General features: G+C 64.7%; 6 protein-coding genes. 4 read left to right on the plus strand and 2 right to left on the minus strand.

Annotated features, from left to right (window positions below; all coding sequences use genetic code 11):
* Positions 1–996 precede the first annotated feature (996 nt).
* The 4 genes from BT108_RS12630 to BT108_RS12645 all read left to right on the plus strand — a co-directional run bounded on the left by BT108_RS12630 (position 997) and on the right by BT108_RS12645 (position 16,285).
* A complete protein-coding gene (locus BT108_RS12630) occupies positions 997–2,658 on the plus strand; it encodes a ShlB/FhaC/HecB family hemolysin secretion/activation protein (protein WP_072294927.1) in 1,662 nt (553 codons plus the stop codon).
* A gap of 619 nt (positions 2,659–3,277) precedes the next feature.
* Positions 3,278–4,150, plus strand: a complete 873-nt coding sequence (locus BT108_RS12635; RefSeq protein WP_072294928.1) for a PEP-CTERM sorting domain-containing protein — start codon at positions 3,278–3,280, stop codon at positions 4,148–4,150.
* Between the two features lie 121 nt (positions 4,151–4,271).
* Positions 4,272–5,783 carry a hypothetical protein gene (locus BT108_RS12640; protein WP_072294929.1) on the plus strand — a complete coding sequence of 504 codons (1,512 nt, stop codon included), beginning with the start codon at positions 4,272–4,274 and terminating at the stop codon, positions 5,781–5,783.
* 260 nt (positions 5,784–6,043) lie between these two features.
* Entirely contained in the window at positions 6,044–16,285 is a 10,242-nt protein-coding gene (locus BT108_RS12645; RefSeq protein ID WP_072294930.1) for a filamentous haemagglutinin family protein, read from the plus strand.
* Between the two features lie 90 nt (positions 16,286–16,375).
* On the opposite strand, the gene BT108_RS12650 is transcribed toward BT108_RS12645, so the two are convergent.
* Together BT108_RS12650 and BT108_RS13645 are read right to left on the minus strand one after the other, a co-directional pair.
* Entirely contained in the window at positions 16,376–16,693 is a 318-nt protein-coding gene (locus BT108_RS12650; RefSeq protein WP_143142494.1) for a hypothetical protein, read from the minus strand.
* 25 nt (positions 16,694–16,718) lie between these two features.
* The gene (locus BT108_RS13645; RefSeq protein WP_143142495.1) at positions 16,719–17,381 is read right to left on the minus strand and encodes a hypothetical protein; all 663 of its coding nucleotides are present in this window, start codon (positions 17,379–17,381) and stop codon (positions 16,719–16,721) included.
* Positions 17,382–17,790: the final 409 nt, after the last annotated feature.

The following is a 17,790-nucleotide window of genomic DNA, read 5'->3' on the forward strand; positions in this document are numbered from 1 at the left end:
ATCGATACCAGCAGCAACGGGAACAGCAATCTGTGCAGGTGTTCCGGGTTCAGTCGTTTGAAGTGTCATGATGAATCCTCGAATGAAGTCGCGATACAATGTCACGGGTTCCCCGACCCTGCACACGCGCCTACCATCCTTGTGTATACAGGCTCAAAGCCTCGGATACTCCACGGTATTGGCGAATAGGGCGGGGAGCCAATCTACATCACAAGCTCAGACCTTAAAAAACCTGTCTTCAGGATGGGACGGCTTCCCCAGTGAAGCATCATCTTACTTGCATCACAAACAAAATCTGAATATCTCTGATCATACAAGGATGGGTGGAGCAACGCGCAACCCATCAAAACCGGTAAAAAATCCCCGTAGCAACCCGTCATCGGAATAACCCCTATTGACCCCTCGATTCCATGGATTCGGTGGGTTGCGCTCCGCTTCACCCACCCTACATTTTCTTCAGTTCCCGTAGCAACCTGTCATCATAGCTTCCACCTTTTCCCGTAGCGCAACCCATCACCTCCCTTTTCGTAGTCCGAACGCGCTATGAAACCGCCGGATTTTTACCGATATCACGTCACATTGACTCTATAGCCTAGAGCGGAAGCACTACGAAATGGTGGGGAGATTTCATCGGCACTTAACCATGGCTGCGTAGAGTGGCGAGTGTTCGATGGCGCAACCCGATATGGCGTGCGGACCTGGATGGGGATAGACCTGAGCAATCCCCAAATGGACAATCTGCGGGCCTGTTTGTTACTCCCCTGGCCGGAGTCTCCGGTCCCAGCATCGGCAAGGGCCATCGCGCCGGTAACTCCGTTCAGCCTGCGCTCCGCTTGGAGCAGTCATGGCTAGCCACCATATCCAGTAGACCTGCTGGATGTCGGGTGACGCAACGTCGCCCCGGGTGATGCAACGTCACCCACCTGCCCCCCCGGGACGGCTCTTCAGGAGCCGTCCCATTTTCGTTGGAATGGACAATTGCCGCGAACAACAACAATGACGAATCGAGTCGCCCGGTGGTGGCAGATAGGTGGTTTCATGTGCCTCGCCGCCCTGTGGCTGCCTTTGGTCCATGCGCAGGAAGCGGAAACGGTGTCCGAGGAAACGGAAGCAGGGCCTCAGGACGTGGCACCCCAGGAGGCGGAAGCGTCCCAGCCCCAGGAAGCGGAAGAAGCGCGCTTCGACGTGTTCGAGTACCGCGTCCAGGGCACGACCCTGCTGCCCACGGGCGCGGTGGAGCAGGCGGTGTACCCCTACCTGGGTGAGGACAAGTCGCTGCAGGTGGTGGAGCAGGCGCGCGACGCGCTGGAGCGCGCCTACCACGACGCGGGCTACCTGACGGTGCTGGTGAGCATCCCGCAGCAGAAGGTCGAGGCCGGCGTGGTGCGCCTGGCCGTGACAGAGGCGGCGGTGAAGCGTCTGCGCGTGGTGGATGCGCGCTACTTCAGCCCGGCCGACATCAAGGCCGCGGTGCCCGAGCTCGCGGAAGGCAAGGTGCCCAACTTTTCCACCATGCAGCAGCAGCTCTCGACCCTCAACCGCACCGCGGACCGCGGCGTCACCCCGGTCCTGCGCGCGGGCAAGACGCCCGGCACGGTCGAGGTCGACCTCAAGGTGAAGGACCAACTGCCCCTGCACGGCAGCATCGAGCTGAACAGCCGCCAGATTCCGAACACCACCCTGACGCGGCTCAGCGCCAGCCTGAGCTGGGACAACCTGTGGCACCGCCAGCACAGCCTGGGCGTGACCGGCCTCATCACGCCCGAGAACCCGGACGAGAGCAAGGTCATCTCGGGCAACTACACCATGCCCGGCATCCTGGGCGGGTTCCTCGCCCTCTACAGCGTCTATTCCGCCTCCGACGTGGCCTCGGTGGGCACGCTCAACGTGCTGGGCAACGGCCTGATCGTGGGCGGCCGCTACATCCTGCCGTTGCCGGGGGGGCAGGGCTTCTTCCATACCGCGACCCTGGGCGTGGACTACAAGGACTTCGGCCAGACGGTCAACCTCCAGGGAGGCGGGCGCTTCAACACGCCCATCACCTACCTGCCGTTCACCGTCGGCTGGGATGGCACCTGGCTCGGCGAGGGGCGAACCACCAAGCTCGGCCTGTCCGTCAACTTCCACGTGCGCGGGTTGGTGGGGAGCGAGACCGAGTTCGCCAACAAGCGCTTTAAGGGGCATTCCAACTACATCTACCTGCGCGGCAACCTGGCGCACACCGAGACCTTCCCCCAGGGGTGGGGAGTGCATGGGCGCGCCAGCTGGCAGGTGGCGGCGCAGCCGCTAATCAACAACGAGCAGTCCATCCTGGGCGGCGTCAGCACCGTGCGCGGCTACTACGAAGTGGCCGCGCTGGCCGACGACAGCATCGCGGGCGGGCTGGAGGTGTTCACGCCCAACTATGCCAAGCATCTCACCTCGCTGCTGACCGAATTCCACCTGCTCGCCTTCGTCGACGCGGGCCATGCGCGGGTGCTGGAGCCGCTGCCGGGGCAGATCGACCACTACACCCTGCTGGGCACCGGCGCCGGGCTGCGCCTGAAGGGCCGGCACGGCACGTCGGCCGAGTTCAGCTGGGCGGTCGCGCTGGAGGACGCCGGGCGCACCCGCGCCGGCGACAAGCGCGTGCATTTCGTGGTGAGGCAGGTGTGGTGACGCCGATCAAACTATGAATTTGGTGGGTTGCGCTTCGCTCCACCCACCCTACGAATTCATCGGTTGAATGCTCTGCTTCTTCCGTAGGATGGATGGAGCAACGCGCAACCCATCATCTTTTTTCGTTTCGTCCTTGGCCCGTTGATTTCATGAATTTGGTGGGTTGCGCTCTGCTTCACCCACCATACGAATTCATCGGTTGAATGCTCTACCCCTCCCGTAGGATGGGTGGAGCAACGCGCAACCCATCATCTCCCCACTGTCCCCTCCCGCAGTGCACTCCACCACCTTGTCTTCCACGGCACTCCATCACCCCTCCTCGCAGGCATAGCTCAAATAGCCTACACAATCGGTTTCATCCTGTCGATTTCCAGTCACATAAGGGCACTACGCTGTTAGACCGCATATCGATTCAATCTCGCTGCCGATCCAAAAAATGGATAAGAAGGATTACGGGGGAGGCAGCGGCGTTTCACGGCCGCTTAACCATGGGTGTCTATAGTGGCAAATGTCCGATCGAAACGGAGATTGTTGGACTGGTCGGAGCAAGCCGTATCGGATGTATCAATACCAGGCGCAGCACATTTCAAATCTTTCTTTTCTAGAGGGGAATACCAGCATGAAAATGAATCTCAAGCTCAAGGCAGTGGCCGTGGCCGCCATCATGGCGGCGTCGGCGCCTGCCCTGGCCGCCATTGAAATCGGTAATGCCGGTAATGGCGAACTGCTGCTCAACGTGCGCTACTACGGGGGCACTTCCGCCACCAATGGCGACGATGACATTTCCGGCTTGTTCGATCTCGGCGTCAGGATGAACGACTTCATCGCGCTGAATGGCCAGGCGGGCGTCAACCGGAGCTGGGACCTGACGCAAGGGGCCTATGCCGATGCCTGGAACACCGTCACGAGCTTCGTCGCCGGCGTTGGCGGCGACATCAACAAGATCGAATTCAACGTGATCGCGCTGGACTACCTGACCGCGCCCACGCCTACCTACCTGACCACGTTTTCCGGGGCCACTTTTCCGGGCCTGGTGAATCAGAATCTGAGAGGGTTTCAGAATATAGGCCATCTGTATCTCGAGGCCAATGCCGAGCGTGGCACGCACGGCACCGCGGAAAACGGCGCCAGCACCTCTCTGCCGACAGACCCGACCGAAACCTACTTCGGTGCGCTAAATGGTTTTGGGCAGGGTGACAACTGGATAGCCAAGACCACTGCCGATACCACCAAGGCGTTGGGCGTCGAACAGAATTTTTGGCTATTGGATACAATCAACCAGGTCAACGCCGCCCAAGTCCGGAAGACGCCTTTCGGGGTCGACCTGGATGGCAACGGTAGCATCAACGGTAACGAGTTCAGCAAGTTCGTCCTGAACGCCGACGGCGTCCTGACCTTCACCAGTCCCGTCCCGGAGGCGGATACCTGGGCCATGCTGCTGGCCGGGCTTGGCATGCTGGGCGCGATCGTGCGCCGCCGCACCGGCGCCTGAGCCGTTCCACCCGCTTTCCCCCGTTGTTGCCTGCCGCCTTTTCCTTCTTTCTTCGTTTGAAGGAAGGGAGGCAGGAATAGGGTTCCATGTACCACTCTCTATCAACCCAGAGGATATCGAGATGAAACTGAAACTGAGCAAAATCGCCTTGGCCGTAGCCGTATTGGGCACCACCCCGGCCGCCTTTGCCCTGACCCCCGCGCAGATCGCCGCCGGTCCCACCACCTACGTGTGGCTGTCGGGCGCATCCGCCCCCAGTAACGCCGTATTCCGCAGCGTGATGGCGCTGTGCAAAGATGCCAACAGCGACGGGAAGCCCGACGACGCGCACGTGTACATGCAAGGCACAGGCAAAGAACCCGGCAAGAGCAGTGGTGACCGCGTCGCCTACGCCTGTACCATGGGCGCCAACGCGGGCTCGCTCGAAGACAAGAAGGTGGTGGTGTACCACACGGTTGAAAACGGCTCCTTCAATTCTTATTCTCCGCATCTGAAGATGGCTGGTGATACCAATCCCGAACTGTTGCCCAGCCTCCAGCGCGTTGAGGACCTGAAGGATCTGGGTGCGGGCGGCAAGTGCGCCAACGGCGCGGCCGTCTTCGATCTCCCCGCTCCTCTAGATACTGTCGGGCGCTACAATAACTGCAGCGTGGTCACTAAGAACTTCAGCTCCGGCAATGTGGGTACTCCCGGGCAGGACTATCCCGATGGCGGTTTTTCCGACACCGAATACCTGATCAACAAGCAGAATCTGGCAATCAACACGGATTTGAGCGCGATCGGAACCGAGTTGGCGACCAACATCGGCCAAGCCTTCGGTGTGGCGGTGAGCTATCCGCTGTACTACCGGTTGCAGAGGAACGACATCAAAGCCGGGTACCTCTCCGGGAGTTGCGACAGTGGGTCAGCGTCGGCCCCCAATCTCACCCTGGCCTGCCAGCCTAACCTGCCGGCACAGCGCTATACCGCGATTGTCGGTCGGGATTCGATCAACGGTGTGACCGTCAACTTCTTTGATAACAACACCGATACAGGCATGCCGAACAGCAAGCTCCACTTGGTGCGCCGCGTTCCCACGTCCGGCACCCAGTCGGCCTCCAATGCCCGTTTCCTTGGCAAGCCTTGCGCCACCGGGGTGTCCCAAGGTGCGCAGGATCCCGCCCGTGGTCTGATTTCGGGTACTACTCCGTCGTCGGAGGGGGATAACAGCACGGCAGTCGTAAAGATCACCGAGTGGCCCAGCACCGGTGGCGTGAAAACCAAGCTGGATGCGGCGTCGCAGGCAGGGGAATTTGCCGTGGGTGTGGTGTCCGCGGAGAACACCCCAGCAGGCGCGGGCGCGAACGACCGCTGGGCCTTCGTCAAGCTGAATCGGGTTTCACCCAATCCCGATGCGCAGCAGCGCGCCGAGGCGTTGGATGGCAGCTACGACTTCTGGTACGAGTTGGTGGCGTTCACCGCCGCCGGTGTGAGCTCAGCAAGTCCTGAAGGCGCTGAGCTGATCGCGGCTGTCACGACTACCCTGGGTGAGACCGATCTGAAAGGTATCTTTGCTACCCCGGCAGCTGGCGCCAGCGGCCCCACTTCCAGGGGTGGGCGCTTCGGCAATTCCTGCCAGTTCCAGGGCGAGTAATTATTCTGCTTGACGGCGGTGCAATGCCGCCGATACCGATATCGTAATACTCGCAATAGCGTGGGACAGCCCTTTCGGGGGCTGTCCCATTCGCGTTGTTCGTGAGCGAGGATCGAGCGGGCCGCGGTGGGTCGGTTCTCGTGTGGTAGCCATGGCTGAAGTGGCATGAGCGTAGCCATGAACGTGTGAAGGACTTGTCGGCTATGCTTACAGGTAGGGGAGGTGTGGTAATTATTGGTATCAGAGGAGCCGAAGGTAAGATGAATCGCAAACGCTATCGACTGGTTTTCAGCATCCCTTTGAGCATGCGCATCCCCGCGGGCGAGGTCGCGCGCAGTCGTGGCAAGGCGACGGGTGGAACGGCGCTGCTGTTAATGGCGGCATTGCTGGCCATGCCCGCGCGGGCGGAGCTGCCGGTGCCCTGCGCGGACGGCTGTGGCGCAGGCGTGTCCGGCTTCGTCGGCGCCGGCGAGGCGAACTACCACGCCCAGGGCCACCAGGCCGTCGTCAACCAGGTGGGCGATAAGGCCATCCTCAACTGGGAGAGTTTCAACGTTAGCCCCGGCCACTCGGTGCAGTTTCGGCAGGTGGAAAACCTCGCCACCGAAAACCTGGTGCAGGGGGCGAACTTCACCACGCTCAACCGCGTCTGGGACCAGGATCCCAGCGTGATCGCCGGCATCATCGGCCAGGCCACCGGCCAGAATGCCAACATCATTCTGGTGAACACCAACGGCATCGCCTTCACGGGCTCCGCCCAGGTCGATCTCGGCAGTTTCACCGCCAGCAGTCTGAATATTGCCGACAGCTTCATCCTCGATGCATTCCTCACTTCCCAGAAGACGGTTCCCCAGTTCGCGGGTTCGGGCGGCTTCGTCAAGGTGCTGGAGGGCGCGCGCATCACGGCGAGCAGCCAGGGCCGGGTGATGCTGATCGCGCCCACGGTGGTCAACCAGGGCACGGTGACGGCGCCCGACGGGCAAGTGATTGCGGCGGCGGGTGCCAAGGTGTTCCTGCGCTCGGCGGCGGCCTCGACGGCTGATGCCAACGTGCGCGGCCTGCTGGTGGAAGTGGATAGCCCCGCCGGCCTCGCCGATTTCGACACCGCCAATGCCGATGTCAGGGACGGCAAGCTGGACGGCCAGACGGTGGCGTTGAAGGATGCCGCCCTGGACAAGCTGGGCCACGTCACCAACCTGGGTGAGCTGAGCACGCCGCGCGGCAACATCACCATGGTGGGCTACGCGGTCAACCAGCAGGGCATCGCGCGCGCCACCACCTCGGTGATCGCCAACGGTTCGGTCTACCTGCTGGCGAAGGACCGCGCCGACGCGCAGGACCACTCGACGCGTGGTGGTCGCGTGGTGCTCGGCGCCGGCAGCCTCACGCAGGTGCTGCCGGACGTGGCCGACCCCGCCGGCGTGCTCGACGGGCTGACTGGCCCCGGCCTGGTGCTGCCCTCCCAGGTGAGGGTGGTGGGGCAGGACGTGCGCATGGAGGGTGGGGCGGTGATCGACGCGCCCGCGGGTGAGGTGAGTTTTTTCGCCCGGGACAACCCCAGCGTATTGTTCAACCAGGACTCGATCGCGGATCCGGTCATGAAGGCCGCTGGCGCGGCCGTCTCCAACGCTGCCCGCATCCATATCGCCAGCGGCGCGCGCATCAGCGTGGCGGGATTGGAGCACGTGGCGGTATCCGCCGCGCGCAACAGCATGGAGGTCGAGTTGCGCGGGGACGAGCTGAAGGATTCGCCGGTCAACCGCGACGGGCCGCTGCGTAGCCAGAAGGTCTTCGTCGACGTCAATCGCGCCCTGGCTAACGCCGACGCCGGCAAGCCCACCCTCATCGCCAAGGACAGCCTGCAATCCTACCAGGCGCGCCTGGAGCGCACCGTGGCCGAGCGCTCCACCCAGGGCGGCACGGTGCATGTGAGCTCCCAGGGCGAGGCCATCATCGAATCTGGGGCGGTCATCGATCTGTCCGGCGGCAGCCTCCGCTACACCCCGGCTATCGTTCCCATCACCCTGGTCATGTCCCGCGGTGTGGTGACCGACATCGCCAATGCGCGCGCCGATGTGCGTTACGACGGCGTCGCGACCCGCTACGTGCAGGACTACGGCCGCTGGAACGTGAAGGAGGTGATCGACCTGGGCCAGAGCTACAATCATGACCCTGGCTATACCGAAGGCAAGGACGCGGGCGCACTGGAGGTCATCGCGCTGCGCGCGGCGGTGATGCAGGGCGACGTGCAGGGCCGTACCACGGTAGGCGAAGTGCAGCGCGACTTGGGGATCATGCCTGACGGCGCCCGCCTGACGGTGGGCAACGATCCTGCGGTGAATGCCCTGAGTGGTACCAGTATCGATTTCAAGCTGAACCAGGCGGTTGAGCTGAGCAGCGGCGGTCCCATCCTGCCGGCGGGCTTCAAGTTCGGCGATGCACTGTCCCAGGATCTGCACGAGACCCTGACGCTGGACCCGGCGCTGCTGGGCAAGGACAAGGTCGCTCACCTGGGCGTCTTCAGCAATCAGGCGGCCGCGGTGCGCGAGGCGCTGCGCGCGCCGCAGGGCGGCAGCGTGCGCATCACGGCGCAGGGCCTGTTTGTGGGCGCCGATATCGACGCGCCCGCCGGCTCGATCGTGCTCGCCGCGCAGCGAAACGATATCAATCTCACGTCCGATCCGCTGAACCTGATGGTGGCCGATGGCGTGACATTGTCCGCGAGGGGAGCCTGGGTGAACGAACTGCCCGGCGTGGCGGCGGACTCGGCCGACGTCGCGCGGGTGGACGGTGGTCGGATCGCGCTATCGGCGCAGGATGGGCTTGCCCTGGGGTCGGACACCCTGCTGGACGTCACTGGCGGCGGCCGGCTCAGGGCCGACGGCCGCGGCAAGGTTATCGCCGGGGATGGCGGCGAGATCAGCCTCTCGGGCAATGCGGTGACAGGTATCGACGGCAATTTGCGCGGCTACGGCATCGGCGGTGGTGGCACGCTGGCGGTTTCCAGCCGCCGCATCCAGATCGGCGGCGCGCCGGACGTCACCCCCGGCTCGGTGAATCTGGCGGCGGAATTCTTCCAGCAGGGCGGATTCGCCGACATCCTTCTGACCGGGCGCGAGCGCCTTATCCTGTCCGAGGGCGTGCAGGTCCGGCCCACCCTCCTCAGCCTGGAATTGCAGCCCGGCTACACCCTGCGCCCCAGCGGCAGCCGGGTGGAGGACTTCACCCGCCAAGTCAGGCTGGACGACCTGGTGCGTGCGCCGGTGAATCTGCATTTGGCTGCGGAGAGCATCGCAGATAGCGACGGCACCGGCGACCTGCTGATCGGCGCTGGGGCGAGCATCGAGGCCGATCCCCGCGCCCGCGTGACCCTGGCGGCGAAGCACCTGCTGGAGATACAGGGCAGCATCCACGCGCCCGGCGGGCGCGTCACCGCCACGCTGGATCATGACGAGAATATAAATTTCAATGCTGGCAACAGCATATGGCTGGGCAAGAAGGCGGTGCTCGACGTCTCCGGCGTGGCGCTTACCTACCTCGACAGCCAGCGCCTGACCCAGGGCGAGGTACTGGACGGCGGCAGCGTCACGCTGGATGCGCGCTACGGCTACGTCATCGCCGAGGAAGGCTCCCGCGTCGATGTGTCGGGCGCCGCGCCGGTACGCCTGGACATCCTCAACCAAGCCGGCGGCCTGGGGCAGTGGGTGGGCAGTGACGCTGGCTCGCTCGAGATCAGCGCGCGCGAAGGGGTCATGCTGGATGGGGTTTTATGGGCGCAGGCGGGCGGGGCCTCGAATCGCGGTGGGGTATTCGATCTGGCGCTGGGTAACCTCATTCCGAGTCCATTTTTAGGATACCCCACCGGAGAACGCATATTGAGTCTGGCGTCCACCGCGGCACCGCAGGCCGGCGGCTTGGTGCCAGGCGCCGCCATCCCCGCCAGGCTGAACGGCCAGGCCCGGCTGGGTGCCGCTTCGCTGGAAGCGGCGGGCTTTGACCGTATCGCGCTCAAGAGTTGGGATGTCATCGAGCTGGCAGACGGCCTGAATCTGGGCGCCGGCCGGGCGCTGCCCCTGCAGGAAGTGACGCTGGACGCGCCGCGCATCGAAATGGCCGGGGGCGCCGCCGCCTTGCGGGCGGAAACCGTGCGTCTGGGCAATTATGACTTCGATCGTGCGGGGGTAGTCATTACTCCGGCCGCGGGCAGCGGCACGCTCGAGGTGGAGGCGCGGCTGCTGGAACTGGCGGGCAACCTCACACTGGGCGGCTTGGCGCGCGCCGAACTGAAGGGGGCCGAGGAGGTGCGGCTGGCGGGGATGAGAGGCGTCAGTTCGCCGCGTCCGGTGGGCACGCTCACGAGCGCCGCCGACCTCGAGATCGGCGGCGCGGTGATCGCCCCCACCACCTACAGCCAGTTCACCATCCAGGCGCCGGGGCGCACGGTGGCCTTCTTTGGCGATGCCGTCCGTCCGCCTCTGCAGCCGCTGTCCGCCCTCGGCAGCCTCGCCGTGAATGCCGCGAACATCGTGCAGGGCGGGCACATATGGGCGCCGTTCGGCCAACTGGCCTTCAACGCCGACGATACCCTGACGTTCGCGCCCGGCAGCCTGACCTCCATCGCCGCCGCGTCCGGCAGCCTGATCCCGTTCGGTATCACGGTGAACGGCCGCAGCTGGACCTACGAGCCCGACTCATCCATTCTCCCCCCATTGCCGGCACTGCCCGGAAAATCCATCCGCACCCAGGCGCCCAACATCGACATGCAGGCGGGCGCGACCTTCGATCTCGCCGGTGGCGGCGACCTCCAGGCTTACGAGTTCAGCGTGGGGCCGGGTGGATCGCACGACATCCTGGACGAGCCGGACATCTACGCCGTCCTGCCCGGCTACGCCAGCGCATTCGCGCCAGGGGACAGGCAGGAGAGCGCCGGCTTCGTCCGTGCGCCGGGGGACGCCGTCTACCTTTCCGGCCTGCCCGGCCTGCCGGCGGGCACCTACACCCTGCTGCCGGCGCACTATGCGCTGCTGCCGGGCGCCTACGCGGTACGGCTGAACGCGGGCGTCTCCAACCTGCTGCCGGGCCAGGCCTACGGCAGGCAGGACGGCATCCAGGTGGTACCGGGCTACCTCACCGACAGCCGCCACTCAGCCGGCGGTCCGCGCGATGCCCTGTGGAGCGGCTTCGAGGTGCTCACCCGCGACCAAGTGCTGCAGCGTTCCGAAATCACGCTCACCCGCGCCTCGGACTTCTTTGCCGCGAGCCAGAGCCGCCCGCAGGATGCGGGCCTGCTTTCCATCGATACCGCGCAGGGGCTGAAGCTGGATGCGCTGTTCCGGTTGGCCGCGGCCGAAGGCGGCCGCGGCGCGGCGGTGGACCTCAGCGCGCCCCGCATCGTGGTCACCGGCGGCGCTTCTCCCGCGCCCGGCGGCGATCCGTCGACCACCTACATCTCGGCCGACACGCTCGACGCCATGGGTGCAGAGAGCCTGTTCCTGGGCGGTACCCGCAACCCCGGCAGCAACCGCGGCGATCCGTCCCGGTTGACAGTGACGGCGGATGAGGTGACCTTGGCCAACGACGCCGCGCACGTCCTTAAGAGCGGGGAAATCATCCTGGCGGCGAAGGATATCCTGACGCTCGCGGCCGGCAGCGCCATCGAGACCCAGGGCGGCATGGGCGGTGAAGATGCGGGCGTCAATCGCTATGAAACCGCCGGCAATGGCGCGCTGCTGCTGGCCGGATCCGCTCCCGCCAGTTTTGCGCGTAGCGGCAGTCCGGACCGCAGCCTGGGAACCCTGGTGAGCGAAGCCGGCAGCACCATCCGTTCGGGGAACACGATCATTCTGGACGCCACCCGGCAGAATGCCTTTGCGGGGACACCTCTGTTTGCCGACGACCAGGGTGGCCCGGTCGCCGGAAACCTGGCCATCGGCGCCACCCGCGTCAATTTCGGCGCCGCGCCGGCGGGGGCAGAAGGCCTGACGTTCAGCCAGAGCGAGCTGGACGGATTGGACAGCCTGGGCGGCCTGACGCTGACCAGCTACTCCACCTTCGACCTGTATGGCGACGTGCGCGTGGGCGGCGTCGACGCGAACGGCAGGCCCACGCTCCAGGCCCTGACTCTCCAGGGCGCGGGCCTGGCGGGGCTGGACAACAGCGGCGCCACCGCGACCCTGCGGGCGCAGACCGTGACGCTCGCCAATCCCGCGGGGGCGGGCTTCGTGCCCGGCGGAGCGGCGGGCGACGGTACCCTGGCGCTGCAGGCGGACACGCTGGTATTGGGCGAGGGTGACAAGTCCATCGGCGGGTTCTCCCGGGTCGAAGTGGCCGCCAATGAACTGGTGGGACGCGGTAGCGGCAACACCGCGATCGACGCCGCCGCGGCGGCCTTGGAGGTGGCGCGCATCAGCGGCGAGAAGGCTGCCGACCAGACCCTGACAGCGGCCGGAGGGTTCGCCGTTACGGGCCGTGCGCCGACGCGCACGCTCATGCCTGTGATGGCGCTGGGGGCGAAGTGGGCGCTGTCGGGTGCGGACCTGGTCTTCGATACCGTGGCGGTCCTGCCTTCGGGTCAGCTCACACTCGCGGCGACGGTCGGCGATCTGGTACTGGGATCCAACGCACGAGTGGACGCGGCCGGGCGCGGGGTGGCCTTCTTCGACGTGAGCCGGCCTTCGCCGGGCGGTGCCGTCGAACTGGCGAGCGACAATGGCGACGTAGTGCTGCAATCCGGCGCGCGCGTGGATGTGTCCGCGGCGGCGGGCGGCGATGCGGGCAAAGTGACGATAAGCACGCCCCATGGCAGCGTGGCCATCGCCGCCGGCAGCCTGTGGGGGATGGCCGCCGCGGATGCGGACGGCGTACGTGGCGAGGGTGGACGCTTCGACCTGGACGTGGACACGCTGGCGGACTTTTCCGCCCTGAACACGGCGCTCAACCAGGGTGGGTTCGACGGGGCGCGGGCGCTGCGAGTGCGCGGCGGAGACGTCAGCGTGGCTGCCGGCGATACGGTCAAGGCCGAACAGGTGCGCATCGCGGTGGACGGCGGCCGGCTCGACGTGGCCGGGCATATCGACGCTTCGGGCGAGCAGGGGGGCAGCATCCGCCTCGACGCCCGCGACGACGTCGCGCTGCTGCCGGGTGCGCGGCTCGACGCCTATGCCACCGGCAACGGCAAAAAAGGCGGCGAGGTGGAGCTTGGCACCACGTTGGGCCGGCTGAATCTCGCCGCGGGCAGCAGCATCGACGTGAGCGGCGGCAGTGTCGGGGAAGGGGGCGAGGTGTTGTTGCGCGCGCCCCGCATCGGCGCCGGGGCTGGCAGCGACGTGGCGGTGGAGGCCCTCGGCAGCGCCATCCATGGCGCCGATTCGACGGTGATCGAGGCGGTCAGGGTCTACGACGGCATCGCGCTGCTGACCGCCGCCGGCGCGAGCAGCGGCACGACGCTGAGCCTGGGCACAGTGAACGCCGACAACGATGACTTCGTCGCTCACACTGCGGCGATCGCGTCGCGCCTGGGTCGGGTGGGAGACGCGGCCTTTCACGTGCGTCCTGGGATTGAGGTGCGCGCGTCGGGGGATCTGACGCTTGGTAGCGACTGGAACCTGGGCGCCAGCCGCGCCAGCGGGGAACCGGGCATGCTAACCCTGCGGGTGGCGGGCAACCTGAACCTGAACGGCAACCTGTCGGACGGCTTCAATGTCGCCACGCCGTGCAGCAGTGCGTCGTGCAGCAGCGGCACCATTACGCCGGCCACGCTGCTGGCGGGGGACTCCTGGGGCTACCGGCTGGTGGCCGGGGCCGACGTGGACGCGGCCGACCCGCTAGCGGTGAGGCCGGGCGCGGGCGATGTCACGCTGGCGGCGGGCAAGCTGGTGCGCACCGGCACTGGCGACATCCGCATCGTGGCGGGGGGCGACATCCGCTTGGCAAACAACCAGGCGGTCATCTACACCGCCGGGCGGGCGGCCGACGTCGTGGCCGGCTTTACTGTGCCGGCCAACGCCCAGTTCAGCCAGGGCGGCGGCGACGTCAGCCTCAAGGCGGCGGGCGACATCGTCGGGTCGCCCTCAACGCAGCTCTATTCCAACTGGCTGTTCCGACAGGGTAAATTGGATGCTTCCACCGGCGCGTACACCACTCAGCCCGCCTGGTGGGTGCGCTTCGACCAGTTCCAGCAGGGCATCGGTGCGCTCGGCGGTGGCGACGTCACGCTGACCGCCGGCGGCAAGGTGGAAAACGTTTCCGCCAGCGTACCCACCCAGGCGCGCATGGCGGCTGCGGCTCCCGATGCTGGCCAGTTGGTACAGACCGGTGGCGGCGACGTGCGCGTGCGGACCGGTGGCGACCTGCTCGGGGGGCAGTACTACGTCGGCCATGGCGAACTGGTGCTGCAGGCGGGCGGCAAGGTGGATAGCGGGCAGACGGTGGGGGGCCGCCCGCTGTACACCATCCTGGCGCTGGGCGACGCGCAGGCCAGGGTGCAGGCGCACGGTGACGTCAATATCCAGAGCGTGCTGAACCCGCACTTGGTGATTCAATCCACCGGTTCGGGAAATTCCTTCAATCTTGGTACCGGTGCCAATGGAGGGATCAGGGATCTCCGCTGGAGTCTATTTTCCACCTACAGCCCGGACAGCGGCGTGCAAATGCAGAGCTTGAATGGGACGGCGGCCCTCTCTAATGCCGTTGACATATTATCCACTGCTTACAGCAGGGCGCCGCTGAACTTCGGTTTGGCGACAAGTGTCTATAATTTTAGGGAACTGTTGTCCATACTGCCGCCCAGCCTGGCGATGACGGCGTTCCAGGGGGATGTCATGCTCACCGGTAATCCGCTGGCCATGAGCCCGGCCACCCGCGGAGATCTCGCGCTGCTGGCGGCGGGCTCCGTCAACGTGCTCGCCCGTCTGGTGATGAGCGACAGGGACCCGGCCCGAATGGCTGATGCGGTGCACCCCGGCTTCAATACCGACGACCTTCCACGTCCTGCGGCAACGGTCGCGTCGAGGCCATTTCTTCATGCGCCGGTTCCCGTGCACACAGGCGACCCTTGGCCGGCGCGCGTCTATGCCATCGCCGGAGACGTCCGGGGCAATTTCAACCAGCTTTCCCTGGATCTGTCCAAGGCGGTGCGGGTGCGTGCCGGCCGAGACGTGAGCGACCTGGGCATACTGGCGCAGCACGCCAATGCCGGCGATCTCAGCCAGGTGGTGGCGGGCCGGGACGTGGTGTTCACCACCGGAGGCGGCCGATCCGATCCCGCCCGGATCTGGGTGGGCGGCCTGGGACGGTTGGAGGTGACGGCGGGGCGCAATCTGGACCTGGGCACCTCGGCGGGCATCGTCAGCCGCGGCGACCTCGACAATGCACAGCTGCCCACGGGCGGAGTCGATATCGACGTGGCGGCAGGAGTGGGGCCGCAGGGGCTCGACTATGCCGGCGCGGTGGACCGGCTGATCGCCGCGCTGGAGCAGGCGGGGGATGACGTCGACGACGCCCTGCTGTGGCAGGCGCGCTGGCTGACAGGGAAGGACGACCTGGCGGGCGGCGACGCGCTGGCGGCGGCCCGGGCGGTGCGCGCGCTGGAGGCCGACGCCCTGCGCGGCAAGGTGCGGGAGTGGGCATACACCGCGCTGCTGGTCAGCGGGCGCGACTCCAACGTGCCGGACAGCCCCTACGCGGGGGACTTCGGGCGCGGTTACGCGGCGCTGGAACTGTTGTTCCCCGGCATCGGCGAACAGGACGAGACGGGCGGTTTCAAGCACTACCAGGGGGACATCAACCTGTTCGCCAGCCGCATCAAGACGGAACGGGGCGGCCATATCGAGTTCATGGCGCCGGGGGGTGACGTGATCGTCGGCCTCGCCAATACGCCGGCGGTGCTGGTGGACACCGGCAACGACGTCCTGGGCATGGTGGCGGTGGCGGACGGCAGCGTGCGTGGGTTTTCCCGCGGCGACATCCTCGTCAACCAGTCGCGTATCCTGACGCTGGGGGGCGGCGACGTGCTGTTGTGGTCCAGCGAGGGCGACATCGACGCCGGCAAGGGCAAGAAGACCGCGGTCGCGGTGCCGCCGCCGCTTGTCAAGGTGGATGCGCAGGGCAATGTGACCCAGGAATTGCAGGGCGCTGCCTCCGGCAGCGGCATCGGCGCGCTTTCCACCGGGGGCTTGGAGGCGGGCGACATCGACCTGGTCGCGCCCAAGGGCACGGTGGACGCCGGGGACGCCGGCATCCGCGCCCGCAATCTCAACATTGCCGCCCAAGTGGTGCTGGGGGCCGACAACATCAGCGTGAGCGGAACCTCCACTGGTACCCCGGTCGCCGACGCCAGCGCGGTGAGCGCCGTCACCTCGGGTGCGACCTCGCAGGGGGATGACGTGTCCAAGGCGACCGCGGCCCTGTCGCAGAACCTGTCGGACGCCGCGCGCACCGCCGACGCGATGAAGAAGCTGAAGCCCACCTTCATCTCGGCCGAGGTGATCGGGCGGGGAGAGTAGGCGCGTAGGCGTGTAGGATGGGTGGAGCGTAAGCGTAACCCATCAAACCCATGCCACATCCGTAGGATGGGTGGAGCAACGCGTAACCCATCAAAACTTGACGGGTCGTCTTCGCAAGAATCGTTTGTATTCGTCGTCTGTAAGCGGGCGATTGGGCGCCTCGACAACCTCATCCCATGATTCCAATTCTGGGGTGTGGCTTACTCGCATTTTGTATGGAAATACCTCTTTCAATCGGCCTTCCGATGCAAGCTTCAGAATATCGACTTCGTTCTTTTCGGCAAGATCAAGGATTGCCTCGGTTACTTCATCAAAGAATTCCACCGATGTATCAAAGGATTCCACTGACGAGGTGTTTTTGGCTTCGACACCGACTGCCAGAAATTCGGAAGTGAACCTGGTCGTCATTTCTTGCATCACCTTAAAGCCAGGATTAACGGAACGGAGCCAACTCTTGCAACAGAAGATCAGCGAGATTTTCGTCAGTATAGAAGAATCTTCCATCGCTTGCATACCCTAAAGAGGTGGGCGTGCCTTTAGGTAGATGGTTTAGTTTGCAATGATTCAGATAAAACTTTTGTAGTCTGTCTCCACCCGTTTTGGCGCAATGGAGTCCGATACGGCCTTCCAGACCCATATTCATGCTTGCGACCAGGGCGTTATCTATCAGTATTCTTCCCAGTGAGGGGGTTGTCTTTACTCCGAGATTCGCCAGCACGCCTTTTGGAGCTGAACTGATGAACCATATGAACACTGCTTCTTGTCTGCTCGACGGTAGATGAGGATACTTTTCAATGAATAGGCTCATCGCGGCAGGCACCGCCTTTCCCGATTCATTCTTAGCCAGGGTTGTCAGAGCAATGCATCTTTGCCGTCGCCTGGCATAAAGGGCGAGGGGAAATATCGAGCGGAAGAGTGACCAGCTCCAGTACCTGTCGGCTCGTTCAGGCTCCGATAAAATGGATGGTTGAATTTTTGTATCCCAAGTTACCGCATGTTCCATCGACATGAGACTTGTCCGGATCGGTATTGCATCTTTACTTTTTTGACTATCTGGCGCCGTACGGGCGTAGAAGATTGGGAGGGAAAGCGTCATGTGCCGCGCCTGTGAAACGATGAGCAGGTGGGTTGCTGCTCGAAATGATGGGTTACGCTGCGCTCCACCCATCCTTGTATGATCAGAGATATTCAGATTTTGTTTGTGATGCAAGTAAGATGATGCTTCACTGGGGAAGCCGTCCCATCCTGAAGACAGGTTTTTTAAGGTCTGAGCTTGTGATGTAGATTGGCTCCCCGCCCTATTCGCCAATACCGTGGAGTATCCGAGGCTTTGAGCCTGTATACACAAGGATGGTAGGCGCGTGTGCAGGGTCGGAGAACCCGTGACATTGTATCGCGACTTCATTCGAGGATTCATCATGACACTTCAAACGACTGAACCCGGAACACCTGCACAGATTGCTGTTCCCGTTGCTGCTGGTATCGATGTGGGAGCCACAGAGCTA

It is taken from the genome of Nitrosovibrio sp. Nv17 (assembly GCF_900119085.1).
Taxonomy (GTDB): Bacteria; Pseudomonadota; Gammaproteobacteria; order Burkholderiales; family Nitrosomonadaceae; genus Nitrosospira.